Origin of the sequence: Streptosporangium oxazolinicum (assembly GCF_039537505.1) — a bacterium.
GTDB classification, from domain to species: Bacteria; Actinomycetota; Actinomycetes; order Streptosporangiales; family Streptosporangiaceae; genus Streptosporangium; species Streptosporangium oxazolinicum.
Genome location: NZ_BAABAQ010000015.1, coordinates 75414 through 97706 on the forward strand (window position 1 = coordinate 75414; position 22293 = coordinate 97706).

Genomic DNA, 22293 nt, shown 5'->3' on the forward strand with positions numbered 1-22293 from the left:
CCGCCAGGGGACGGCGAGGGGGGAGAGCGCTCTCCGTAACCGAGGGTGCTCCCGGAGATCGAGCGGTGTCAAGGCCCTTCTTGCCGTGAGATCGAAACGCGCTGCTCACGCACCGGAAACTTCTTCCCAGTGGACATATCCCTTCAAATCCCACTTTCTCGCATGTCCGCCGACCCGTTGGCGGGAGGAAAGCGGGCGCGTCTCTGTATCGGTGACGTGAACGGCGGGTTTCAGATCGAATTGGCTGCCGTCTTGACAATTCGCAACAGGGAGGATCAACCTCATAGGAGAGCGCTCTCCCTGCGCCGTTCCCAACGGCCACCCCCCACTGAAGGAGAGGCAATGCGCCCATCCCGAAGTCCCGTCAGATTCCGCCTGGGACTGGTCGCCGCCACACTCACCGCGCTGGTCGCGGCCGGTCTGGCGATCATCTCCCCGGCCAGCGCGGCGGACGGCCTGATCTCCCAGAGCCGGCCCGCGACCGCCTCCTCCTCGCAAGGAGCCGGGTACGGCGCCGGAGCCGCCTTCGACGGCAGCACCGGGACCCGGTGGTCCAGCGCCGCCGCCGACCCCCAGTGGATCCAGGTCGACCTGGGCGCCACCGCGACGATCTCCCAGGTCGTCCTCAACTGGGAAGGCGCGTACGGCAAGGCGTTCAAGATCCAGACCTCGGCCAACGGCTCGTCGTGGACGGACGTCTACTCCACCACCACCGGCACCGGCGGCAACCAGACCCTCAACGTCTCGGGCTCGGGCAGGTACGTGCGGCTGTACGGCACCGCCCGGGGCACCGGCTACGGCTACTCGCTGTGGGAGTTCAAGATCTACGGCAGTGGCGGCTCGCCGGTCACCCCGAGGCCGAAGCCGACGTTCACCGACGAGGTCACGCACCACGAGTTCCAGGCCAACTGCTCCCCGACGGCGAACCGGCCCGACGACCCGATCATCTACCCGGGCCTGCCGGGCGCCTCGCACATGCACACCTTCGTCGGCAACAGGACGACGAACGCGAGCAGCACGGCGTCCTCGCTCCTCGGTGGCGGCACCTCGTGCACCAACCCGCACGACAGGTCGGCCTACTGGTTCCCGAGCTTCTACAAGGGCAACCAGCTGATCGAGCCGACCGGCAACCAGGTCATCTACTACAAGTCCGGCATCCTCAACTACTGGGAGGTTCAGCCCTTCCCGCAGAGCCTGCGCTTCGTCGTCGGCAGCCCGACCGCGACGCTCGCGGAGTTCCGCGACTCCCCCGGCGCCGTCGAGGGTTTCGAGTGCGGCGACATCTCCAAGAGCTGGGACATCCCGACGTCCTGCGTGGCGGGCAGCCAGGTGAACGTCCGCTACCAGGCGCCGAGCTGCTGGGACGGCGTCAACCTCGACAGCGCCAACCACAAGAGCCACATGGCCTACCCCGTCGGCGGCTACTGCCCGCCCAGCCACCCGGTGGCGGTGCCGATGCTGGAGTTCAAGATCGCCTTCCCCGCCAGCGGTGACCTGTCGCAGGCGCGGCTGGCCAGCGGGCGCGGTTACACCTGGCACTACGACTTCTTCAACGCCTGGGACAACCCCGCCATCCTCGACGCCCTGGTGACCCACTGCATCAACGGTGGCCTCCAGTGCAACCCGCGCGGCTACGACCTGTACAAGCCGCACCGCGGCGCCGCCCTCACCGAGAACTTCGAGCTTCCCTGACCGCATGTGCCCGGCTCCGGCCTCGGGTGCCCCGGACTCCGGCACCCGCGGGCCGGGGCCGGGCACGTGCTTTTCCGGCGCGGGTCCCGGTGTGTCCGTACCCGGTGTGTCCGTACCCGGTGTGTCCGTACCCGGACATTGACAGCGCGGGGCCGCCGTGACGTACTGGAGAGCGCTCTCCGACAGCGAAGGGAAACCACGTGAGCATCGACGAGCTCGACCGATTGGTGGAGAAGCTGGACCTGGAACGCAAGGTGCGGCTGCTCACCGGGGCGACCGTGTGGTCCACCCACGCCGAGCCGGGCATCGGGCTGCGGGCCATGGTCACCTCCGACGGCCCGGTCGGCGTGCGCGGGGAGGGCTGGGACGAGCGGAGCACCTCCCTCACCCTGCCCTCCGCGACCGCGCTGGCCGCGACCTGGGACGACGACCTGGTGGAGCTGCTGGGCGGGCTGCTCGCCGCCGAGGCGCGGCGCAAGGGCGTGGACGTCCTGCTCGCCCCGACGCTCAACCTGCACCGCTCGCCGCTCGGCGGACGCCACTTCGAGTGCTACTCCGAGGACCCCCTGCTGACCGGCAGGATCGGCGTCGCCTGCGTCCGCGGCATCCAGGCGGGCGGGGTGGCGGCCACCGCCAAGCACTATGTCGCCAACGACTCCGAGACCGAGCGGCTCACCCTCGACGCCCGTGTCGACGAGCGGACCCTGCGCGAGCTGTACATGGCGCCGTTCGAGGCCGCGGTGGAGGCGGGCGTCTGGGTCGTCATGTCCGCCTACAACGGGGTGAACGGGTCCACGATGTCGGAGAGCCCTCTCCTGACCGACCCGCTCAAGGAGGCGTGGGGGTTCGACGGGGTGGTCGTGTCGGACTGGGGAGGCGTCCGCTCCACCGCTCCCGCCGCCCGCGCCGCGCAGGACCTCGCGATGCCGGGACCGGAGGGCGCCTGGGGAGAGGCGCTGGTCGCCGCGGTGCGCGCGGGCGAGGTGCCGGAGGCCGCGATCGACGACAAGGTCCGGCGCCTGCTCAGGCTGGCCTCCCGGGTCGGCGCGCTGGACCCCACCGCCGATGCCGCTCTCCTCCTCCCGGATCCCGCCGGACGGGAGGACGGCGGCGAGAGGGAGACGTACGGCGGCGAACAGGGAGGTCACGGCGAGGAGGGAGGGTACGGTTCCGCCCGCGCGCTGTTGCGCCGGGCCGTCGCCGCGAGCACCGTGCTCCTGCGCAACGAGGACTCGTTGCTCCCCCTCGATCCCGCGCGCCTGCGCAGGGTCGCCGTGCTCGGGCCGAACGCCGCCGCCGCCCGGATCCAGGGAGGCGGCAGCGCGGGCGTGTACCCCGTGTCCGTGGTGTCTCCCCTCGACGGCATCCGGGAGGCGCTGTCCGGTACGGCGGAGGTGTTCCACACCCCCGGCCCGCACCTCGACGACCGGCCGACCCCGCTGGGCACGGACAACGCCCGTAACCCCCTGACCGGCGAGCCCGGAGTCCTGGTCCGGCTGCTGGACGCCACCGGGGCGGAGATCCACGCCGAGCACCGGCTGACCGGCCGCATCCTGGAACCCGCGCGGATCGACGCCGCCGCCGTCGTCGAGATCCGCGCCCTGCTCAGCCCGGAGGTGGACGGCCTCTGGGAGCTGGCCGTCGCCGGATGGGGTCACGTCCTCCTGGAGGCGGACGGCCGCGTCCTGGTCGACGAGGAGGTGGAGCGTGACACCGACGACCCCGCCACCGTGCACCTGTCCCCGCCGTACCGGCGCGCCCGGTTCCCCGTGACGGCGGGCCGGGACGTGGAGCTCGTCTCCCGGCGGCGGCTCGACCCCGGCAGCGGGATCGCCTCGGTCCTGGCCGCGGACCCGCCCCGGCGCGCCGACGAGGTGGAGCTGGCCGCCGCGGTCGAGCTCGCCCGTACCTGCGACGCCGTCATCGTCGTGGTCGGCTCCACGGAGGAGATCGAGAACGAGGGCGCCGACCGTACGCACCTTGACCTGCCGGGACGCCAGGACGAGCTGGTCCGCGCGGTGGCCGAGGTCAACCCGGCGACCGTCGTGGTCGTCAACTCCGGGGGCCCCATGGTCCTGCCGTGGCGCGAGGAGGTGCCGGCCGTGCTCCTGAGCTGGTTCCCCGGGCAGGAGGCGGGGCACGGCCTCGCCGACGTCCTGTTCGGCCGTGCCGAGCCCGGTGGCCGGTTGCCCACGACCTGGGCCGACAGGGCGCTCGTCTCCACCGTCCCCGAGGACGGGACGCTCACCTACTCCGAGGGTCTCGACATCGGGTACCGCGCCTGGCTGCGACGGCCCGCGCCGCCCGCGTACTGGTTCGGGCACGGGCTCGGATACACCTCCTGGTCCTACGAGGACATCTCGGCGACCTGGGACGTCTCCCCGGAGAGCCCGCCGTCCGTCCGGGTACGGCTACGCAACACCGGCGAGCGCGCCGGGCGCGAGGTCGTCCAGGTCTACCTGTCCCGGCCGGAGACGGGCGTGGCCCGTCCCGCGCGCTGGCTGGCCGGCTACGCCCTCGTCGACGCGGGGCCCGGCGAGGTCGTCGAGGTCACGGTGGACGTCCCGGCACGGGCCTTCCAGCACTGGTCGGCCGAGGATCACGCCTGGCGGGCCGAGGAGGGGGCCTTCACGGTGCTGGCCGGACGGTCGGCCGCCGACCTGCCGCTGAGCGCCGAGGTGCTTCTCGGCGCGGAGCCGCCGACCCCGCGAGAGGTCTCGGGAGAGCGCTCTCTCGCTGTGCTATAAAAGCCCTATGAGCGAAGGCCTACCGCGAGTGTCGGCACCCCCCACCTTGGAGGATGTGGCGCGGGCGGCGGGAGTCTCCCGCGCCACGGTCTCGCGGGTGATCAACGGGATTCGCAACGTCGACCTCGCGATCCAGGAGAAGGTCAAGCAGGCGATCGCCCTCACCGGCTACGTTCCCAACCAGGCCGCGCGGTCACTGGTCACCCGCCGCACGGGGACGATCGCCCTGATCGTCTCCGGGGCGGGCGGCAGCCAGGAGAGCCCGTTTCCCGGCCACGTCTTCGCCGATCCGTTCTTCGGGCGCGTGGCCGGGGGCGTCGTCGGTTTCCTGCGTCCGCTGGGCATCTACCCGATCCTGATGTTCGCCGACACCCCGGAGACCCGCGACCAGGTCATCGCCTACCTGCGCCAGGGCAACGTGGACGGGGCCATCCTGGTCTCCATCAGCACCGAGGACACGCTGCCCAAGCTGCTCGCCGACGCCTCGCTGCCCGCGGTGCTCTTCGCCAGACCGGCCAGGCCGATCCCGATCAGCTACGTCGACGTCGGGCACCGGGCCGGGGGCAAGCTGGCCGCCGACCATCTCGTCGCCCGGGGCTGCCGCAGGCTGGCGACCATCTCCGGCCCGCTCGACGTCCCGGCCAGCCAGGACCGCCTGGCGGGCTTCCAGGAGGCGATGGCCGTCCACGGCCACCCCTACATCCCCTGCGCCGAGGGCAACTTCACCCTCCCCAGCGGCGAGGTGGCGATGGAACGGCTGCTCGCCGAGCATCCCGACATCGACGGCGTCTTCGCGGCCAACGACCTGATGGCCCAGGGGGCCCTGCTGGTGCTGCGCCAGCACGGGCGCAGCGTGCCCGGCGACGTGGCCATGGTGGGCTTCGACGACAGCAGTGCGGCGCTGGCCTGCCGCCCGCCGCTCACCACCGTCCGCCATCCCGTCGAGGACATGGCCGCGGAGATGGGACGGCTGCTGCTGACCCACATCGAGCATCCGGACCACCCGGTGACCTCACGGATCTTCGAACCGACCCTGGTGATCAGGGAGTCGGCCTGACCCGGACCGGCCGCCCGTCACCGTTCCACCGGGCCACCGGGGCGAACGTTCGTACGTGGACGCCGCGCGGAAGGATCTCCACCCTCTGAGGAGATCACCCTGTTTTACCCTGCCCTGATGCGGCACGCCGTGCCCTGATCCGGTACGACAGAAAATGCCGTTTTCGCGACGGCGAGCCGTACCCGGTCGCGCTCTTCGCGCGCCGGACGGCCCCCGGCCGCCGCTCGCGCGCTTCGGGGCAGGGGGTCTCTAGCGGTCGGCGAGGGGGAAGGCCGCCTGGATGGGTGAGGCGGCCTCGGAACAGCCCGGCGGAGGGCTCATCGCTCCCGAGCGGGAGATCACGGTGAAGGACGCGTCGAGGTTGGTGAGTCTCAGAAGCTTGAGAACCACGGGTGGGGCTCCGGCGAGGAGCAGCGGCGTGCCCTGTTCGCGGGCGTGCCGTTTGACGGCGATCAGCGCGCTCAGGCCGCAGGCGTCGATGAAGGTGATACCGGCGAGGTCGATGATGACCGTGCCGGGGCGGGCGTCGATGACGTCCCGGGTGAAGGCTGCCAGGTCCGGTCTGGTGGCGAGGTCGAGCTCCCCGGCCACCGTGATGACCACGAAGTCGCTCGCGTGCTCGCTCGTGAGTTGAAGTGCGTTCATCGCCCACTTCCCTGCAGGCTCACGTGAATGTACGTATCCGGCCAGGGGGTGTCGCTCGGACGCCTGGCCTCAGCTCGTCGTCTCCCCGGTCGTGCCGTGCGGGCACGGAGGGGGTGGACGACCTGAAGCCACGATACTCCCTAACGGTGCGAATCATCGCTTTCCGTGATCGTGTAGCTTCGAAGCGAAGTGTAGATGCCAACGTGGATATGTGCCAGCTATTCCAGGAAACAGCTTTGTAGCCGTGCCCGCGCAGGGTCGTGAGGGCGTGGTGAGGGTGCTTCCCAGGCGGCGGGAGAGGACGCTGAGCCGGGTGGGAAAGTGGGTCTGAGCTGGGTGGGGTCAGCCCGGGGAGTGGCTCGGTGCCATGGCGTCGAGCGCTTCGCGCAGGTTGTCCCGCGTCTCGAAGTGCCGGTCGAGATTCGTGATCGTCAGCAGATGGGTGATCATGCCGGGACTCACCACCAGCATGAGGCGGCCGTGGGCCTCCTTGAGCCGGGTGAGCGTGCTCACGAGGACTCCCAGCCCCACCGAGTCGCAGAACGGCACGCCCGTGAGATCCATCACCAGGTTCGGGCTTCCGGCGCCGTCCAGGGCGTGGTCGAGCTCCGCACGCAACCGGGGAGCCACGGCCATGTCGAGCTCGCCCGCCGCTCGTACGACCACACAGGGGCCACTGCGCCATGTCTGAACATCGAATGTCGAGATCACGATCATCACCTCCGTGCCCTTTCAGGTGCCCTGACGGAACGTTGTTATGCACGTAGCTCACTTTTTACAGATATTGTCCGTTGCTGTTCTTGCCGTGGGAGTTGTGGCAGGGGTGGCGGCCGGGGTAGGAGAGGAGTCCGTCTCCTTCACGGTGACCTTCTTCGCCGGCGCGTGTTTCCTGCCGACAACCACCTCGATCTTGTCGCCGAGACTCTCCAGCGGGCGCAGGTCCGCTCCGGGCAGCGCGGCGGCGACGGTGCGTGCCGAGTCCTCGCGGCCGGGGCCGTACCGGATGACGGTCTTGTCGAAGTCCTTCTGCGGGGTGTTGCCGGGGACCTCGGGGACCAGGAACCCGACCCTCTGTAGGTCCGCCCTGGTCTGCGCGCCAAGACCCGTGATCGTGGTGCCGTTGAGCACCGTGAGGGCGATCCGCGAGGGCGCGACGGTGAGCGCGGGCGCCGAGGGGGAGGCCGTCGGGGTGGGCGTGGCCTTGGCGGGTTTGGCGGGCTTGACGAGCGTCTCGTCGGCGGCGATCCTGCGGAACAGCTCCTTGGCCGCCTCCTTGTCCCAGAGCACGGCGGACTCGCCGGTCGGCGTCTTGTAGTCGACGTCCGCGAGCGGGACCGTGGCGAAGGTCACGTCGTCGGTGGAGACGTCCTTGAGCTGGTCGGCCAGGCCGAGCAGGTCCCCGCGGAGCGCGTCGTCCACCCGGATCGTGTCGAGGGTCGTGTCGACGAACGAGGCGAGCCTGACCGGGTTGGTCAGCGTCTCGCCGCTGAGCGCCTGGTTCAGCAGGGCGGAGATCACCTGCTGCTGGCGGTCGATGCGGTCGAGGTCGGAGCGGGCGGTGGCGCGGGTGCGGGCGTAGGCGAGGGCCTTGACGCCGTCGAAGGAGTACGTGCCCGGCGCCAGGTCGAGCGCGGTCTTCGGGTCGTTGATCGGGACCGGCGTGCAGACCGAGATCCCGCCGAGCGCGTCGACCACCTCGATGAACCCCAGCACGTTGACCTCGACGTAGTGGTGGAGGGTGAGACCCGTGGCGGTCTGCACCGTGCGCGTCGCGAGCTTCGGGCCACCGAGCTGGTAGGCGGCGTTGATCTTGTGCAGGCCCTGGCCGGGGACCGTCGTCCAGGTGTCGCGGGGAAGGCTGACCACGGTGACCTTGCGGTGGTCCTCCGACACGTGGATCACCATCATGGTGTCGGTGCGCTCGCCCGTCTCGCGGCCCAGTTTGAGCTGGTTCTGCTGCTTGCGGGTGAGATCGTCGCGCTTGTCGACGCCGACCACCAGGATGTTCATGGCGCCGGTGCTCGACCGCGACCCCGCCACCCCGGCGTCGACCGCCTTGATCTTCGTCGTGGCGTAGTTGGTCAGCGCCCACGTCACCCCGGAACTGCCCAGAACCAGGCAGGAGAGCGCGCCGGCGATCACGAGGCCGCGCCGCCTGGTGCGGGCGCCCCTCGCCGACCTGCGATCGCGCCTCGGGTTCACCCGGACGCTTCCGTAGGCGTCGCCGCCCACGTGCACACCCGAATCCTCCTCCGGGTCGCGCATGCATGGCCCCCTAGGCTCCAGCTGGGTCGATGAGGTACCCGTTCGTACAGTAGCGTGAGCGACGCCATGAAGCAGTTCCCCGACTCGCCCGCGCCGGCGTCGTCTTCAGAGACACGCGTCTGGCCCCCCATCTCCATCGTCATCCCGGTGCTGAACGAGGAGCGCCATCTGCGGGAGGCGGTGCGTCAGGTGCTGTCGCAGCGGTACGCGGGGCCGATCGAGGTCGTGCTCGCGATCGGCCCCTCCCGCGACCGTACCCAGGAGGTCGCCGACGAGATCGCGGCCGACGACCCCCGCGTGGTCGTCGTCCCCAACCCGACCGGCCGCACTCCCAACGCGCTCAACGCGGCCATCGCCGCGTCCGGCAACGCGATCATCGCCAGGGTGGACGGCCACGCGATGCTCCCCGACGACTACCTCCAGGTCGCGGTGGAGACCCTTGAGGAGACCGGCGCCGACAACGTGGGCGGCGTCATGGCGGCCGAGGGCGTCACGCCGTTCGAGCGGGCCGTGGCCCGTGCGATGACGTCCAAGATCGGCGTCGGCGGCGCCCGGTTCCACACCGGCGGCACCGCGGGCCCGGCCGACACGGTCTACCTCGGCGTGTTCCGCCGCGCCGCGCTGGAGCGGGTCGGCGGCTACGACGAGCACTTCCAGCGGGCCCAGGACTGGGAGATGAACCACCGCATCCGCGAGACGGGCGGCCTGGTCTGGTTCCAGCCCCGGATGCGCGTCTCCTACCGGCCGAGGCCCGACCTCAAGGCCCTCGCCAAGCAGTACTTCCACTACGGCCGCTGGCGCAGGGTGGTCGCCCGCACCCACGAGGGCACGATCAACCTGCGCTACCTGGCGCCTCCCCTGGCCGTGCTCGCCATCCTGGCGGGCCTGCTGGTCTCCCCGATCTTCTGGCCGGGGCTGCTCATCCCCGGCGGCTACCTGGCGGCGATCCTGGCCGGTTCCGTGGTCACCGGCAGCGGCCTGCCCACCCCGGCGCTCGTCCGGTTGCCGCTCGTCTACGTCACCATGCACATGTCGTGGGGCTGGGGCTTCCTGACCAGCCCGCGAAGGCTCGGCAAGCCGGGCTGACCCCGTCAGGGGCGGGCGTCGATCACCTGACCGGTGACGCCGGAGGCGAGCACGTCCAGCGAGGTGCGGGCGACGGCGTACGGGGAGGACGGGCCCGGCGGCGTCGTGGCTCCGGCCCGCCCGGGATCCACGCAGTTGACCTGGACCCCGTACTCCGCCCACTCCCGCGCGAGGGCCCGGGTCAGCCCGGCCACGGCGGCTCCCGCGAAGGAGCGCAGGCCCTCGCCCACCCCGTCCCGGGTAGGCGAGGGGGAGTGGAACAGCAGCTGCCCCCGCGTCTCGCGAAGGTGGGGGAGGGCCGCCCTGGCGACGGTGACGGGGCCCAGGTGGTCCGCGTTCACGGCACCGGCGATCGCGGCGTCGTCCACCGCGTCGAGCCTGCCCGGGGGTGGCGCGCCCGCCGCGCCGACCACGTAGTCGATCCCGCCCGTCTCCTTCACGACCCGGGCGAGCGCGTCGGCCACCGCCCGGGGGTCGTCGACGCGCACCCCGTCCGGTACGCCGGAAAGGCGGGGCGCGCCGGAGGAGCCCAATGTTTCCGGGGAGCCCGGGAGGCTCGGTGTTCCGGAGAAGAAGGGGAACACGCGGGCGCCGTGCTGTCCGGCCAGCCGCGCCACCTCGGCGCCGGCGCCGTCGTCCGCGCGGAAGACCACCACGGTCCTGCCCTCCAGCGCCTCGCGCAGGGTGGCGTCGGGGCGGGCGGGGACGTCGCTCGCGGCGAGCCTGAGGAGCCCGTCGGCGACGAAGAGGTCCACCGGGTGCGTGACCTTCATGTTCCGCTCGCTGCCCGGCACCACGTGGATCGGCACGTCGGGCAGGTAGCGCAGCACCACGCCGCAGTCGTCGGTGGGCGGCCGGTCGCCGAAGCCGGGGTCGGCGAAGGCGCGCTCGTACGCCTCGCGGATCACCGAGAGCCGGAAGCACTGCGGGGTCTGGACGCGGCGCAGGCCGGCGCGGTCGGGGACGTCGCTGACGACCTCCCCGTGCGGCCCCCGCGAGGTCACCACGATCGTGTCGGAACTCGGGATCGCCACCTCGACCGCGGAGAAGGTCCGCAGCGCCTCGACGCAGTCGGCGATGATCCTGGGCTCCGTCAGCGGCCGTACGGCGTCGTGCAGCAGCACGTGGCACTCCCGGGTGCCCAGGGCCCGCAGCGCCCGCCAGGTGGTCTCCGGGCGGCTCGCGCCCCCCTCCAGGATCCCGGTCACCTTCGTGAAGCCGCCGCGCTCGACGATCCGCTCCACCTCCCCGGTGAAGCCGGGGGCCATCAGGACCATGATCTCGTCGATCTCCGGTGCCCCCTGGAACAGGGCGAGGGTGTGTTCGAGAATTGTCCTGCCCGCTATCTCCAGCAGCTGTTTGGGCGTGTCGTGGCCGACGCGCCGGCCGACGCCGCCTGCCAGGATCACACCGACGGTTCGGGGACGCGGTTCACGTTCGGCCACGATCAGATTCCTTTGACAGTTCGGATATGGCGAGCGTAATGGGTGCGTACTTGATCGTCCGGCGTGCTCCCGTGCTATCCCGTCAAGATCTAGCTACGCTGAGTGCGCACTCCCCGATTCGTACGGTGATCCCGTCGGATACGAAGGAGCCCGGATTGCCTGACCCTCACGCCAACGCCTCGTCCGGCGCCTCACAGGCGGTCGCGGTCGTGCTCGCCACCACCGAGGCGTCTGGCCTCCGATGTTCCGGCGGGACCCTCCTCGACAGGCTGACCGGCCAGCTCGCCACGCTTCCCGTACGGGACGTGCACGTGGTGGCCCGTTCCAGCGACATCATCCACGCGTCCGGCGGCACCCACATGATCGGGACCGAGGGGTCGAGAGGGCTCGCCGACGATCTGCGCAGGATCGCGAAGGTGGCCCGCTCGTCCATCGGCCCGGTGCTGGTGGTCGCCGGTGACCTGGTGGCGCACACCGAGGCGCTGGCCATGCTCGTGGAGCACCCGGCCCGCGACACCGCCGCGCTGGTGAGCCAGCGGGGCGACGACCCGGGGCCGACGCGCCCGCCGGTCAGGACCGACAGCAGGTCCGTGGTGGCCGCGGGCACCTCCTTCCACGAGGCGGGTGAGACCAACGGCACCTTCAGGGGCGCGCTCCAGGTCGGCGTACCCGACCTCGCGGGCTTCGCCGAGACGGCCGAGAGGCTCGCCGAGCTCGCCGAGTCGGGCGGCTTCGGCCCGATGGACGGCGGCGAGGTCCCCGGCCTGCTCCTGGTCGGCCTGGTCCGCTCCGGCGCCCAGGTGCGCGCGGCCAGGCTCGGCCGCCTGCGCGCCGACCGGATGACCGGGCAGGCGGACGCCGACGCGGCCGTGTCCCGGCTGGCCGAGGTCGACGAGAACGAGGCCAGGCTGGACGCCGCGGTCAAGTCCAACGACGGCTTCTTCGCCACGTACGCGGTGAGCTCCTGGTCCAGGCACCTCGTGAAGCCGGCCGCCCGGCTCGGCCTCACGCCGAACGCGGTCACCGGCATATCCGTCGGCCTCGCCGCGCTCGCCGCGGTCTGGTTCTCCGTGGGCACCAGGTCCGGCATGGTCACCGGGGCGGTCCTGCTCTACCTGTCGTTCGTGCTCGACTGCGTCGACGGCCAGCTCGCCCGCTACACCCGCGCCTTCTCGCCGCTCGGGGCGTGGCTGGACGCCACCTTCGACCGCGTCAAGGAGTACGCCGTCTACCTGGGCCTCGCCATCGGGTACGCGGCCGGGCTGGAGGTCGCGGGCGGCGGGCCGGACGGCATCTGGGCGCTGGCGGTGTCCGCGATGATCCTGCAGATGCTCCGTCACATGATCGACTTCTCGTACGCGGGGGCGCGTGCCGACGCGAGCCGGGTGGGCGCCGCCTGGGTCAGGGCGGCGGGTTCGCTGACCGACCCGGCCGGTGCCGCGAGGCGGCCGGAGCGACGGGCCGCCTACGCGGGGGCCGACGCGGGATGGACGCCGGTCGCGAGCGAGGGCGAAGGCGACCTGGGGGGAGGCGACATCGGAGCAGGTGACGGCGATGACCGGGCCGCCGCACCGGTCGCCCGTACGGGAGGCGAGCCGGATCCCGGGGACGGGCGGATGGGTCCCGAGGACGGGCGGGTGGACCCCCTGGGAAGGGCCGCCGCCGCGCCCGGTGCCGGGCCCGGTGCGGGCAACCTGATCCTGCGGCTCTCGCGGGGCATGGAGAAGGCGTCGCCCACCCGCTGGTTCAAGAAGATCATCGTGTTGCCCATCGGGGAGCGGATGGCCCTGATCGCGGTGACCGCCGCCCTCTTCAACGCCCGGGTGACCTTCATCGCGCTGCTGGTCTGGGGCGGGATCGCCGCCCTCTACATCCTCTCGGGCCGGACGGGAAGGTCGCTCAGCCGATGACCGGAGACGGCGGGGTCCATGACCGGCGGGGCGGATCTCCCGCCAGGCGAGGGAGAGGAGCAGGTGCGATCATGATTTCCGTGCACATGGCGCCGGTGCCGCGAAGCGCCGTCGTCGCCTACCGCGACGACGGGGTGCTGTCGAGGGGCATGGGCGCCCTGGTGGCCGGGCAGCTCCCGCCACTGCCGCCCGCGATCGTCGGGATGTTCGTGACCGGGGTGCTGCTGCTGGTCGGCGTGGCCGGCAGCGACGGGCTGGCGGTGTTCGCCCCCGCGGTGGCGCTGCTGCTGGCCGGGCCCGGCAGCTCCCACCCCCACGACGGCCGGCTCGACTGGCTGGTGCCGCCGATCCTGCGCCTCACCGAGTACGGCTTCGTGGCCTCGGTGGGCTTCGCGCACGACGTGCCGCCGGGGCTGATCTTCATGTTGCTCGGCGCGATGGCCTTCCACCACTACGACGTCGTCTACCGGCTGAGGCAGCGGGTCTACCCGCCGTCCTGGCTGGCCACATCCGGTCTCGGCTGGGACGGCCGGATGCTGCTGATCGCCCTGGGCGGGCTCGCCGGGCAGGTCACGCTGGTGTTCGCCCTGCTCTCGCTCTACCTGTGGTGCCTCTTCTCCTGGGAGAGCGTCACCTGCTGGCTGGCCGCCCCGAGGTTCGGGGTGGACGCGGCCGACCTCGGGGCACACGATTGAGAACACCCGGCAAACCCTCGATTACACGATCAGGGCCTGAAGGCAACTAATCTTTGGGGCCTAGGAGTGCCCGCCGGAGGCTCTCACCCTAATGAGGAGTGCACGTTGCTGGGAATGGTGCTGGCCGCCGGGGCCGGACGACGCCTGCGGCCGTACACGGACACGCTGCCCAAGGCGCTCGTGCCGGTCGACGGCGACACCACGATCATGGACATCTCGCTGCGCAACCTCGCGGCCGCCGATCTCCGTGACGTCGTGGTCATCGTCGGCTACCAGGCGCAGGCGGTCCACGAGCGCAAGGCCGAGCTGGAACGGCGGCACGGCGTGAAGCTCACCCTCGTGCACAACGACAAGGCCGAGGAGTGGAACAACGCCTACTCCCTGTGGTGCGCCCGCGACTACTTCGACCAGGGCGTGCTCCTGGTCAACGGCGACACGGTGCACCCCGTCTCGGTGGAGGAGACGCTGCTCTCCGCGCCGGCGACCACCGACATCCTGCTCGCGGTCGACGACGTCAAGAAGCTCGCCGACGAGGAGATGAAGGTCACCCTCGACGACGACCGCCACCTGCGGCTGATCACCAAGCTGATGGACCCGGCCGGCGCCGCCGGTGAGTACATCGGCGCCACGCTCATCCGTCCCGGCATCGGCGACCGTCTCGCCGACGCCCTCCAGGCCACCTTCGAGCGCGACCCGCAGCTCTACTACGAGGACGGCTACCAGGAGCTCGTCGCCCGCGGGGAGAAGATCGCCGTCGCCCCGATCGGCGACGTCCCGTGGGTCGAGGTGGACAACCACGACGACCTCGCCAAGGCGCGGGAGATCGCGTGCCGATACTAGCCAGGATGCTCCCGGCCCCCCTGTCCATGGAGGTGCGCCGGGGCGCCGTCGCCCAGCTGGGCTCGTTGCTGGCCGACAGCAGGGTGGCGACCTCGGGCCGGGTGGCGGTGGCGGTGGGCGCGGGCCAGGGAGACAGGATCGCCTCGGTGATCACTCCTTCGCTCGGCAAGGCCGAGGTCTTCCGGGTGCCCGACGGCTCGGTCGACGCGGCGATCTCGCTCGGCGCCGACCTGCGCAAGGGGGCGTACGAGGCGGTCGTGGGCATCGGCGGTGGCAAGACCATCGACGTGACCAAGTACGCCGCGTCGCTGGCCGGGATCCCGATGGTGGCGGTGGCCACCAACCTGTCGCACGACGGGATCTGCTCGCCGGTGGCCTCGCTGTCGCACGACGGCGGCAAGGGTTCCTTCGGTGTGCCCATGCCGCTCGCCATCATGGTCGATCTCGATTTCGTGCACGACGCGCCCGCCTCGCTGGTCCGATCCGGGGTCGGCGACGTGGTCAGCAACCTCTCCGCGATCGAGGACTGGCAGCTCGGCGCGAGCGAGCGCGGGGAGCCGATCGACGGCCTGGCCTGCGCGATGGCCCGTACCGCGGCGGAGGCGGTGATCGGCAGGTCCGACTCGATCGAGTCCGACGCGTTCCTCACCGTGCTGGCCGAGGCGCTCATCCTGTCGGGCATGTCGATGGTGGTCGCCGGCTCCTCCCGTCCTTCGAGTGGCGGAGACCATGAGATCCTGCATGCCGTGGATCAGCTCTTTCCCGGCACCTCCAACCACGGCGAGCTCGCCGGGATAGGTGCCGCATTCTGTTTCTTCCTCCGCGAGGACTCGCGGAGGCTCGGTCAGGTCGTCGACTGCCTGCGCGGGCACGAGCTGCCGGTCACCCCCGCCGACGTGGGGCTGTCACCGGCCCGGTTCACCGAGGCGGTCATGCTGGCCCCGGCCACGCGCCCCGGCCGCTACACGATCCTTGAGCATCTGCGCCTGTCGGAGCCGGAGATTCGCGATCGGGTGGAGGATTATGTCCGGGCCGTCGGTCGCTGAGCTCCGTGCGGTGGCCCAGCCGCACACGACCATGGACCGCAACAGCGGCGAGCACTGGGCGGGCGCTCTCTACATGCGCAAGCTGTCGATCTACGTCACCTGGTTCCTCGCCAAGACGCCGATCACGCCCAACCAGACCACCTGGCTGATGATCCTCACCGGCCTGCTGGCCGGAGCCGTGCTCGCGCTGCCCGGACTCTGGGCGGCCGTCCTCGCGGCCCTGCTGGTCCAGCTGTACCTGCTGCTCGACTGCTCCGACGGAGAGCTGGCCCGCTGGACCGGCCGCACCTCCATCACCGGCGTCTACCTCGACCGGGTCGGCCACTACTTCGCCGAGGCCGCGATCCTCATCGGACTGGGCTTCCGGGCGTCGGAGATCCTGCCCGACTGGTACACCGTGATCGGGTTCGCCGCCGCGCTCGGCGCCATCCTGATCAAGGCGGAGACCGACCTGGTCGACGTGGCCCGCGCCCGCTCCGGGCTGGTCGCGGCGACCGAGGCCTCGGCCGAGCACTTCCGGTCGCGCGGTCTGGGCATGGCGCGCAAGGCGGCCGCGGCGCTGAGGTTCCACCGGATCGTGCAGGCGGTCGAGCTGTCCCTCCTCGTGGTGGTCGCCGCGATCTGGGACGCGCTCAACGGGGGGCTGGCGGCGACGAGGATCCTCGTGGTGGCCTGCGTGATCGTCGCCGTGCTGCAGATGATCATGCATCTGGTCAGCATTCTGGCGTCCAGGCGGCTCTCATGAGGAACCGGATGGCGTCCGGGCGCGTCGTAGGTGCGAACACCCCGTTGTTTGGTGGGTGTTCGCCGACGGTTCCGATACGCTTGTTCCCCGGTATACCAGGAAACTCCAGCCCCGCCAGAATTCCCGACCCAGCAGACTCGGTGATCATGAAAGTATGCTCCGTACGTGCTCTCGACGCGTCAGGACGATGACCCGTTGAAGATCTCGTGCGTCATCCTCACCATGGGCAACCGTGTCCCCGAGCTGGATCGGGCGGTCGAGTCCGCGCTGAACCAGGTCGACGGTGACGTCGAGGTGGTCATCGTCGGCAACGGCGCGGACGTCCCCGAGCTGTCGGCCACCGTGCCCCCGGGGTCCTCGGCCTCGATCAGGAGTGTGCGGCTGAACCACAACGCGGGCATCCCCGCGGGCCGCAACCGCGGCGTCGAGGAGTGCTCGGGCGACGTCGTCCTCTTCCTCGACGACGACGGCTGGTACGCCGACCCCGGGCTCGTCTCCCACCTGCGGGAGCGCTTCTCCACCGAGCACGACCTCGCGGTCGTCTCCTTCCGGGTGAAGGATCCCGAGGGCGGCCTCGGCCAGCGCCGCCACGTCCCCCGCCTGCGCGCGGGCGACCCCGAGCGCTCCTCCCCGGTCACCACCTTCCTGGGCGGCGCGTGCGCCATCCGCCGCTCGGCCTTCCTCCAGGTCGGCGGGCTCCCCGAGCGTTTCTTCTACGCCCACGAGGAGACCGACCTGGCCTGGCGGCTCCTCGGCGAGGGCTACCGCATCGAGTACGACGCCAAGACGGTCATGTACCACCCGCAGGTCCCCCCGACCCGGCACACCGACTTCTACCGTCTCAACGCCCGCAACCGGGTCTGGCTGGCCCGCCGCAACCTTCCCTGGGTGCTGGCCGTGCTCTATCTCCTCAACTGGATCGTGCTGACCCTGGCCCGCGAGCGCTCCAGGGCGGCCCTGCGCGCATGGTTCAAGGGCTTCACCGAGGGGCTCCGCGAGCCCGCGGGCGAGCGCCGTCCCATGGGCTGGAACACCGCCTGGCGCATGCTCCGCCTCGGCCGCCCGCCGATCGTCTGATCCCCGGCCGGCCATGGACGTTTACACCCTCGGTGAGGCGTTCGGCGTCGTGACGAGCGGCCGGATCCGCCACGAGCACGAGGCCAGGCTGGACATCGCCGGAGCCGAGTTCACCGTCGCGGTCGGGCTGTCCCGGCTCGGCCACCGGGTGAGCTGGCTGGGCAAGGTCGGCGGCGACGAGCTGGGGGCCAGGATCCTCACCACGCTGCGCGGCGAGGGCGTGGACGTCTCCGACGCCCGGGTGGACGAGGGGTCCCCGACCGGGATCCTCCTGAAGGAGTCGAGGCTCGGCCAGGCGGCCAGGATCACGTACTACCGCACCGGCGTCAGGCTGGCCCAGGGGAACGTCCCGGTGGACCGGATCGCGGCCTCCCGCGTCCTGCACGTCAGCGGGATCACCGCCGCGCTGAGCGCCCGCGACGCCATGCACGCCGCCGTACGCGCCGCGCGGACCGCCGGGGTCGCGGTCTCGGTGGCGATCGACTACCACGACCAGCTCTGGCCCGACCTGCGCGAGGCCGAGGAGATCCTCAGCGTGCTGGCCTGCTCCGCCGATGTGCTGTTCGTCCGGCAGACAGAGCTCGACCTGGTCAAGCCCGCGCTCACCGGGGATCGCGAGGTCATCGTGACGCGCGGCGCCCGGGGGGCGAGCGTACGGGTCGACGGGGTCCGCCACGACGCCGCCGGTCTCTCCGCGCCCGTGGTCGACCCCGGCGGCTCCGGGGACGCCTTCGTCGCGGGCTATCTCAGCGCGCTGCTGGAAGGTCTCCACCCGGCCGACCGGCTGCGCCGGGGCGGCCTGCTCGCGGCCTTCGCCTCGTCGGGCCCCAGCGACTGGCAGGGCCTGCCAACGAGGGCCGAGCTGCCCCTTCTGGAACTCGACAGCTGATCCGGCGCGGCTCCTCCCGGGACTTTTCGGGGACTCTTCCCGGAGGTCGGCGCCCGATCCCGGCTTCTCGCGGGGCGGGGCTTCCGGAGGGGCCCTCCCGAAACCCCGGTTTCCGATCTCCTCGCCGGGGCCCTCAGGGCTCCTTGGCCTCGCCGAGGGTCATGGACAGGTGGGAGATCGTGCTCGTCACCAGGGCGCGCTTGGGCAGGCCGAGCTCGCTCAGCTCCTTGGCGATCGGGTGGTTGCCCAGGCGGATGAGGGCGCCCCCGGGACGCGTGCGGATCCCCCTGGGGGACATCGACCACGGGATGCGGCGGGTGACGCCGTCCAGGTGGCTGTAGGCGTCGAGGGCGGTCATCATGCCGGTTCCCGGCACCGGGACGCCTGGTTTGATCAGCAGGTCCAGCACCAGGCGGCCGTCCTTGCGCAGGATGCACCGCTTGTAGGGGGAGGACATCCGCAGGTCGATGTCGGCGAGCTCCTTGGGGAAACCCCAGATGGCGCGGCCCGCCTCCATGGTGAAGCCCTGGTCGACCGGGAGCCAGTGGACGAACGCCCCGGCGCCGGTGCGGTGCAGCTCGGACAGGTTCGCGCGCAGCCCCCCGCCGGGAACGTGGCCCGCGCCGGGCGGCCTGGCCAGGAAGGCGACGCCGAACTCGTGGTAGCGGTCCAGGTCACCGTCGCGGTAGTCGGCGAACACCAGCGTGCACAGGGCCTTGCGGGGCAGCACCTCGGCGACGTCCAGACGCGAGTAGGCGATCACGGCCCGCGCGGCGTCCGCCCGGACCAGGTAGGACGCGCTGCAGACCATGACGTCGCGGACGCGGACCGGCATGGCGACCTCGCGTCCCTGGATCAGATGGCGTGCCATGCCTCCAGTACACCAATCTCCTGGCCCGACGTCACTGGTTTGCCCGCCCATTCCTCCAATCGTCCGACGAACGCGCCCGCGTGGTCCGGCCAGTTGTGGTGGGCCAGGGCCTCGGCGTGGCCGCGCGTCCCCATCCCGGCCGCTCCTTCCGGGTCGTCCCGCAGCGCCAGCACCGCGCGTACGGTCGCCTCGGCGTCCCCGAAGGGGACGACGACACCGCACCCGATCCTCTCGACCATGGACGCGGCGGCGGGCAGGGGGGTGGTGACCACGGGGACTCCCCGGGACATGTAGTCGATGATCTTGGCGGGTACGGGCCGGGGGCCGGGCGCGTCGTGCGGAAGCGACAGTCCGGCGATCGCCCCCTCGGCCATCCGCAGCGCGTGCCGGTTGGGCACGTAGCCGTACCAGTCGAGCAGGCCCTCCCGCTGCGCGTCCCGCAGCAGCGGCCTGATCCGGATGTCGGCGGAGCCGATCAGGTCGAGCCTGATCCCGTGCGGGAGCAGCCGCCGGGCCGATTCGACCAGTTCGGCCACGCCCCCGGCCTCGGAGAGGTGGCCCACGTGGACCACCCGGTTACGGCCGGGCGGCGCGGGCGGGCGCGGGGGGACGTAGGCGGCGTTGGGCACGACCGGGTGGGGCCCGGAGAACCGCTCCCGGTAGGAGTCCTCGGCCAGGATCAGGTGCAGGCGCTGCTCCGCGCGGGCCTCGACCCGGCGTACCAGCGCGGGCAGGGCGCGGCGCAGGTGGCCGGAGAGGCCGGTGCCCGACGTGGCGGTCCCGATCTCCCCGCGTACGTCCCAGACGGTGACGGGGCGCTGCCTGGGCAGGCGGAACAGGAGTTCCATGTCGTGCACGACCAGCAGGTCCGCGCCTTCCACCCCGCGCCTGAGGGCTCCCCGCGCGGCCTTCAGGGCGCGTCCGCGACGGTTGGCGGTCGCCCGGGGCACGTCGATCGCGCGGATCCCGGGATCCGGGGTGACGTTGCAGTCGGTGAAGGGGGCGACGTAGGTGATCTCATGCCCGGCGTCGAGGAGCGACCGGATCTGCCGATGCATGATCCGGGCGTCCTCTGGGTGATGAGCGATTGTCGCGACGCATACCCTCATATGCTGATGCTGGGTGTTCGTTCCGTCATCACCGGATGTGTTGGGTTAATTACCGGGTAACTGAGGCTGAACTCTCCTGGGCGGCGGGTGCGGCGTCGGCCGGTGCGGTGGTAGCGGTGGTGGTGGCGGCGGGCGGGGACGGGCGCCGGTAGAGCCAGACCAGGCGGGGTTCGAGCATCCACTTGAAAAGCTTGCGGGTCTCCGGCAGGCACAGCACGATGGCGAGGGCGAGCGAGCTGGACGCGATCGCCGCCACGCCCAGCGGGCCGTACAGCCAGGGGAAGCTCAGCCAGCCCTGGTCCTTGGCGATGACCACCACGACACCGTGGAGCAGGTAGGCGTACAGGGTGCGGGTGCCGAGGTCGGAGAACCAGGTCTCGCCCCGGGGGACCAGCGCGAGCACCGCGATCGTCATGATCAGCGCCGCGATCAGCACGGCGCCGCGTACGCCGAAGCCCAGCCACCAGGACATGTCCATGGCCTTGAAGCTGTAGCGGAAGTAGATCGGGTCGAGTGGGACGCGGGGCGCGATGACGACCGCCACCACGGCGGCGCCGACGAGCACGACCGCTGAAGTGATCTTGACCCAGAGGGGCTTGAGCAGGTCGAAGTGCTCCGGCTTGAGCAGCAGGCCGAGCACGTAGAACGGCAGCAGGCCGAAGAAGCGGTCGATGCTGAAGTCGCCGGAGATCTCCGAGAAGCCCGCGGCCATGTAGATGACCACCGCGACCAGCAGCGGCTGCCGCATCCGCGTCCAGATGGGCGTGGAGATCCGCCAGAGGACCAGGGCGAGCAGATACCAGTTCAGCCAGGCCGGATCAATTATCGTCAGCGTCCACTTCTGGCCAAGCCCGTAGCGGAGCAGCGCGTAACCGATCTCCACGACCACGTACGGGATCAGCAGGGTGTCGACCAGCTTGTTGATCTTCGCGTTGGAGTTCCAGAAGTTGCGCCCCAGATAGCCGCTGATCAGCACGAACGCCGGCATGTGGAACATGTAGATGAACAGGTACGCGGACTCCGCCGAGTGCGCCTTCAGGGTGGGGACCAGCGAGTGGCCCGTCACCACCAGGGCGATCAGGACGAACTTCACGTTGTCGAGGTACGGTTCGCGCTTCTTCTTGACCGGAGGGGCCGGGGTCTCCTCCTCGGCGACCGGCTCGCGCTCGCGCTCCGCCCGCAGCTCCTGTTCGGCCTGCGGGCCCTGGTTCCAGAACGAGGGTTCGCTCTCCCTGCCGGTGTTCTCCCTCTCCCAGTACGAGAAGGGGCGCTCACCGGACGGCCGAGGCTCCTGCCGGGGCCGCGGGGCGGACGGCGGACGGCCCGGGTCCGGGTCCGGGAACCGCACGGGAGCCTGGGGCTCTCCGGGGAGCCGGGGCCGTCCGGGAAGCTCGGGGTCCTCGGGGAACCGGGGCTGTCCGGGGGCGGACGCCCGGCCGGGAGCCCGAGGGGGCGCGGCACCTCCCGGCGGGGGGACGCGTGGTGGTGTGGGTGGCGGGGCCCAGTCGGGCCGGGGGGACGGCGCCTGGGGGGCGCCCTGCGGAGGGGTGGGGCCCTCCGCCGCCCATGACGGCAACCCCTCCCGCGCCCACGACGGCCCGTCCTGCGCCCACGCGGGCTCCTCACGGCTCCACGAGGGCTCCTGGGGGACCGGCTCGGGGGTCAGGGGCTTGGACAGGTCGAGCGGGTCGTGAGAGCTGTGGGATCCACCGAAGGGGGGTCCGGCGAGGTGGGATCCACTGGAGTGGGGTCCGCCGTGGTGAGGCTCGCTGGGGTGGGGTCCGCTGGGGTGGGGCTCGCGATAGGCCGGGTAGGCCCCCCACTCGGTGACCTCGCCGGTGCTCTCCCCGCGGGCGTCCCCGGTGTCGCGCCGAGACGTCCCGCCGGAGGTGGCCGGACCCGGCGGCTCCGGCCACGAGGGCTGGGATCCACCGGGCGCCTGCGCGTGGCCGGGCGCGGGCCACGGGGCGGACCTCCGGCCCTGCCCACCGGTGGGCCCGCCGGAGCCGGGGTCGGAACCGCCGTCGTCCTGGGGGGCAGGCACCTGGAAGGATCGGATGTCGCTCACGAGGGGGAGGCTCAGCTATCTGTCGGAGACCGGTGAGTAGTCGGGCAGACGTGCGAGGTGCCCGGGGGCGGGCCGGGGGACGCGGGCGCGCGTTCGCCTCGCCGCC

Annotated in this window: 18 protein-coding genes; 11 read left to right on the plus strand and 7 right to left on the minus strand. The window is 71.6% G+C overall.

The annotated features are described in order from the left end of the window. The first annotated feature begins 342 nt into the window (after positions 1-342). The 3 genes from ABD817_RS32840 (at position 343) to ABD817_RS32850 (ending at position 5496) form a co-directional block, all read left to right on the plus strand. Positions 343-1692 (plus strand): DUF1996 domain-containing protein, encoded by a 1350-nt coding sequence (locus ABD817_RS32840; RefSeq protein ID WP_344922179.1) that lies wholly within the window; start codon positions 343-345, stop codon positions 1690-1692. A gap of 200 nt (positions 1693-1892) precedes the next feature. Continuing rightward, positions 1893-4439 (plus strand): glycoside hydrolase family 3 C-terminal domain-containing protein, encoded by a 2547-nt coding sequence (locus ABD817_RS32845; protein WP_344922180.1) that lies wholly within the window; start codon positions 1893-1895, stop codon positions 4437-4439. Positions 4440-4446: 7 nt separating this feature from the next. Continuing rightward, on the plus strand, positions 4447-5496 hold the full coding sequence (locus ABD817_RS32850) for a LacI family DNA-binding transcriptional regulator (protein ID WP_344922181.1): 1050 nt from the start codon (positions 4447-4449) through the stop codon (positions 5494-5496). A 249-nt stretch (positions 5497-5745) separates the two neighbouring features. Here the strand turns inward: ABD817_RS32850 and ABD817_RS32855 are convergent, their stop codons facing one another. The 3 genes from ABD817_RS32855 to ABD817_RS32865 all read right to left on the minus strand — a co-directional run bounded on the left by ABD817_RS32855 (position 5746) and on the right by ABD817_RS32865 (position 8406). Then, positions 5746-6141 (minus strand): STAS domain-containing protein, encoded by a 396-nt coding sequence (locus ABD817_RS32855; protein WP_344922182.1) that lies wholly within the window; start codon positions 6139-6141, stop codon positions 5746-5748. Positions 6142-6483: 342 nt separating this feature from the next. Further along, positions 6484-6852: an STAS domain-containing protein gene (locus tag ABD817_RS32860; protein ID WP_344922185.1), complete on the minus strand. Its 369-nt coding sequence runs from the start codon at positions 6850-6852 to the stop codon at positions 6484-6486. 57 nt (positions 6853-6909) lie between these two features. After that, entirely contained in the window at positions 6910-8406 is a 1497-nt protein-coding gene (locus tag ABD817_RS32865; protein ID WP_344922187.1) for an LCP family protein, read from the minus strand. 66 nt (positions 8407-8472) lie between these two features. Between ABD817_RS32865 and ABD817_RS32870 the strand changes: the two genes are divergently transcribed. After that, entirely contained in the window at positions 8473-9492 is a 1020-nt protein-coding gene (locus tag ABD817_RS32870; protein ID WP_344922328.1) for a glycosyltransferase family 2 protein, read from the plus strand. A gap of 5 nt (positions 9493-9497) precedes the next feature. On the opposite strand, the gene ABD817_RS32875 is transcribed toward ABD817_RS32870, so the two are convergent. Beyond that, on the minus strand, positions 9498-10937 hold the full coding sequence (locus ABD817_RS32875) for an SDR family oxidoreductase (protein WP_344922189.1): 1440 nt from the start codon (positions 10935-10937) through the stop codon (positions 9498-9500). 155 nt (positions 10938-11092) lie between these two features. On the opposite strand from ABD817_RS32875, the gene ABD817_RS32880 reads away from it, so the two are divergent. From ABD817_RS32880 to ABD817_RS32910, 7 genes are all read left to right on the plus strand, one after another. After that, the gene (locus tag ABD817_RS32880; RefSeq protein ID WP_344922190.1) at positions 11093-12847 is read left to right on the plus strand and encodes a CDP-alcohol phosphatidyltransferase family protein; all 1755 of its coding nucleotides are present in this window, start codon (positions 11093-11095) and stop codon (positions 12845-12847) included. A 71-nt stretch (positions 12848-12918) separates the two neighbouring features. Next, complete coding sequence (locus ABD817_RS32885; protein ID WP_344922191.1) at positions 12919-13542, plus strand: DUF5941 domain-containing protein; 624 nt, start codon at positions 12919-12921, stop codon at positions 13540-13542. A gap of 105 nt (positions 13543-13647) precedes the next feature. Further along, positions 13648-14382 (plus strand): phosphocholine cytidylyltransferase family protein, encoded by a 735-nt coding sequence (locus ABD817_RS32890; RefSeq protein ID WP_344922192.1) that lies wholly within the window; start codon positions 13648-13650, stop codon positions 14380-14382. Positions 14383-14387: 5 nt separating this feature from the next. Beyond that, positions 14388-15428 (plus strand): iron-containing alcohol dehydrogenase family protein, encoded by a 1041-nt coding sequence (locus ABD817_RS32895; RefSeq protein WP_344922329.1) that lies wholly within the window; start codon positions 14388-14390, stop codon positions 15426-15428. After that, complete coding sequence (locus ABD817_RS32900) at positions 15406-16173, plus strand: CDP-alcohol phosphatidyltransferase family protein (protein WP_344922194.1); 768 nt, start codon at positions 15406-15408, stop codon at positions 16171-16173. Before ABD817_RS32895 ends, ABD817_RS32900 begins: the two co-directional genes overlap by 23 nt. A gap of 195 nt (positions 16174-16368) precedes the next feature. Then, positions 16369-17250 carry a glycosyltransferase family 2 protein gene (locus ABD817_RS32905; RefSeq protein WP_344922330.1) on the plus strand — a complete coding sequence of 294 codons (882 nt, stop codon included), beginning with the start codon at positions 16369-16371 and terminating at the stop codon, positions 17248-17250. 13 nt (positions 17251-17263) lie between these two features. Beyond that, the gene (locus ABD817_RS32910) at positions 17264-18139 is read left to right on the plus strand and encodes a sugar kinase (protein WP_344922195.1); all 876 of its coding nucleotides are present in this window, start codon (positions 17264-17266) and stop codon (positions 18137-18139) included. Between the two features lie 133 nt (positions 18140-18272). Here the strand turns inward: ABD817_RS32910 and ABD817_RS32915 are convergent, their stop codons facing one another. The 3 genes from ABD817_RS32915 to ABD817_RS32925 all read right to left on the minus strand — a co-directional run bounded on the left by ABD817_RS32915 (position 18273) and on the right by ABD817_RS32925 (position 22187). Next, on the minus strand, positions 18273-19010 hold the full coding sequence (locus ABD817_RS32915) for an acetoacetate decarboxylase family protein (protein ID WP_344922196.1): 738 nt from the start codon (positions 19008-19010) through the stop codon (positions 18273-18275). Then, positions 18995-20068 carry a glycosyltransferase gene (locus ABD817_RS32920; protein ID WP_344922197.1) on the minus strand — a complete coding sequence of 358 codons (1074 nt, stop codon included), beginning with the start codon at positions 20066-20068 and terminating at the stop codon, positions 18995-18997. The genes ABD817_RS32915 and ABD817_RS32920 overlap by 16 nt, the downstream gene beginning before the upstream one ends. Before the next feature lie 100 nt (positions 20069-20168). Continuing rightward, on the minus strand, positions 20169-22187 hold the full coding sequence (locus ABD817_RS32925) for an acyltransferase family protein (protein WP_344922198.1): 2019 nt from the start codon (positions 22185-22187) through the stop codon (positions 20169-20171). Between the last annotated feature and the right edge of the window lie 106 nt (positions 22188-22293).

Coding starts and splice junctions, on each gene's coding strand:
- ABD817_RS32840 (WP_344922179.1), top strand. CDS start 343: ATGCGCCCATCCCGAAGTCCCGTCAGATTCCGCCTGGGACTGGTCGCC.
- ABD817_RS32850 (WP_344922181.1), top strand. CDS start 4,447: ATGAGCGAAGGCCTACCGCGAGTGTCGGCACCCCCCACCTTGGAGGAT.
- ABD817_RS32855 (WP_344922182.1), bottom strand. CDS start 6,141: ATGAACGCACTTCAACTCACGAGCGAGCACGCGAGCGACTTCGTGGTC.
- ABD817_RS32865 (WP_344922187.1), bottom strand. CDS start 8,406: ATGCGCGACCCGGAGGAGGATTCGGGTGTGCACGTGGGCGGCGACGCC.
- ABD817_RS32870 (WP_344922328.1), top strand. CDS start 8,473: ATGAAGCAGTTCCCCGACTCGCCCGCGCCGGCGTCGTCTTCAGAGACA.
- ABD817_RS32885 (WP_344922191.1), top strand. CDS start 12,919: ATGATTTCCGTGCACATGGCGCCGGTGCCGCGAAGCGCCGTCGTCGCC.
- ABD817_RS32895 (WP_344922329.1), top strand. CDS start 14,388: ATGCTCCCGGCCCCCCTGTCCATGGAGGTGCGCCGGGGCGCCGTCGCC.
- ABD817_RS32900 (WP_344922194.1), top strand. CDS start 15,406: ATGTCCGGGCCGTCGGTCGCTGAGCTCCGTGCGGTGGCCCAGCCGCAC.
- ABD817_RS32910 (WP_344922195.1), top strand. CDS start 17,264: ATGGACGTTTACACCCTCGGTGAGGCGTTCGGCGTCGTGACGAGCGGC.
- ABD817_RS32915 (WP_344922196.1), bottom strand. CDS start 19,010: ATGGCACGCCATCTGATCCAGGGACGCGAGGTCGCCATGCCGGTCCGC.
- ABD817_RS32920 (WP_344922197.1), bottom strand. CDS start 20,068: ATGCATCGGCAGATCCGGTCGCTCCTCGACGCCGGGCATGAGATCACC.